Raw genomic sequence first — 1,881 nt, 5'->3', positions numbered from 1 at the left:
GCCTGGCAGCCGAGGATGTAGCCGTCGTCGATGTCCTCCTGGTCGAGGGCGCCTACGTTCTCCATCTCCACCGTTCCGTCGACCACCGTGCATGCGCAGGAACCACATTCGCCCTCGCGGCACGAGTACGGCACGTCGAGGCCTGCGGCCATCATGATGTCGACGAGGGTCTGGCTGCGGGGCCAGGCGAGCTCGTGCACCGTGCCGTCGAGTTCGACCGAGACCGACGCGGCGTCGGCGGTCTGCTCCTCGGTCAGCTCCACGGTGTCCGGGTCGTCGAACGGGTCACCGGACAGCGACGTGAACACCTCGGCGTGTACCTGCTTGTGTGGGAACCCGGCGTCGGCCAGGGCGGTGTGCAATGCGTCCATGAACGGTCCGGGTCCGCACATGAAGGCATGGTGGGCGGCGTAGGGGCGGAACAGCGCCGTCAGCGCGGAGACGCGGGGCAGGCCCTGGACGCTCTCGAGCCAGTGGACGACGGTGAGTCGATCGTCGTGCCGCTCGTGCAGTTCGCGCAGTTCCTCGGCGAAGATGACGTCGTCCTGACTCCGGTTGGCGTAGAAGAACACCACCGGCGCGGAGCCCTTCTCGAGGGCGGCCTTGAGGATCGACATGATCGGGGTGACGCCGCTACCGGCCGCCAGCAGCAGCAGCGGTGCGTCGAGATCGGGAGGCGTGAACACGCCCGACGGCGGCAGCACCTCGACCTCGTCACCGGCGGAGATGTTGTCGCACAACCAGTTGGAGCCGTACCCGTCGGCGGTGCGCTTGACGGTCACCTTGGGCTTGTCGTCGGTGAACGGTGACGACGCCAGGGAGTAGCAGCGGGCAACCGACCCGGTCTGGTCGCTGGGGATCCGCAGCGTGAGGAACTGGCCCGGCTTGTAGTCCATCGGCGGCACACCGTCGGAGGTGGGGACGTCGAACACCAGCGACTTGGCGTCCGCGGTCTCGGAGACCACCTCGGCGACGGTCAGGACGACACTGCGCGCGCTGTGCGGCGTGATCGGCGACATCGGACACCCTTCGCAGAATGAGAACACGTTCTAGTTTCGAGAGTACCCAGTGGGTGGCGACGGTTCCACACCCCGCTCGTTCAGAGCGCTTCCAGGCCGCTTCCGAGAATACGGCTGCCGTCGGCCAGCAGGTCGGTCAGGTTTGTCGACGGATCGACGAGCCACTGTTCGTACGACGACAGGGCGACGCCGAGCATCAGCCACCCCACGGTCTGCGGCAGGTGGTCCTGCGCCGCACCTCCGGTGCGCGTCGCGACGTACTCGGCGATCACCTCGCGCCAGCCGGTGTACATCAGCATCGAATGCGCCTGTAGCGCGGGCACCGTGAGCAGCAGCGTCATCCGCCGACGGTGTGCGGCCACCTGATCGTCGGACACCTCGTTGAAGGCGATGAGGGCCGAGCGCAGGGCGTCGGCGACGGACTCGTCCGGTGGGAGCCCCGCGAGGTGGTCGCGCATGGCCGTCAGGTGATCGTCGAAGTCGCCCCAGGGGATCGCGTTCTTCGACGGGTAGTAGCGGAACAGCGTCCGGCGGGCGATCCCGGCGGCCTGTGCGATCTCGTCGACGCTCGTCTCGTCGAAGCCGCGCTCGGTGAACAGGGTGATGGCCAGCTCGCTGATCTGCGTCTTCGTCGTGCTCGGACGTCGGCCGAGCTGCGGTGATGTCACGATCGCCCCCTTCGCCGCGTCCGATTCCGTGCGAGTGATCGCTCGGGTCTAGCTTTTGTGCACTCGGTGCCATTATAGTCCGAAGTGACCCACATCACCCGAGAGGACAATCATGGCCGAGAACACCTCCACCCCGTCTGCCGACGTCACCGCCCCCGTCGCCGATCCTGCTGAGCTGGTCACCGAGAGCCTCG

The 1,881-nt window shown here is 67.3% G+C and carries 2 protein-coding genes; both read right to left on the bottom strand.

Annotated elements, in window-relative coordinates:
* Positions 1-1,019, bottom strand: a 1,019-nt coding sequence (locus JHC79_RS17960; protein WP_296393347.1) for a ferredoxin--NADP reductase, incomplete at its 3' end; no start/stop codon positions are given.
* A gap of 80 nt (positions 1,020-1,099) precedes the next feature.
* Complete coding sequence (gene mftR / locus JHC79_RS17955; RefSeq protein ID WP_296393345.1) at positions 1,100-1,687, bottom strand: mycofactocin system transcriptional regulator; 588 nt, start codon at positions 1,685-1,687, stop codon at positions 1,100-1,102.
* Positions 1,688-1,881: the final 194 nt, after the last annotated feature.

Origin of the sequence: Williamsia sp. (assembly GCF_016462415.1) — a bacterium.
GTDB lineage: Bacteria > Actinomycetota > Actinomycetes > Mycobacteriales > Mycobacteriaceae > Williamsia_A.
Note: the sequence above shows the minus strand (reverse complement) of the source record. Positions and strands in the feature narration are given on the sequence as shown.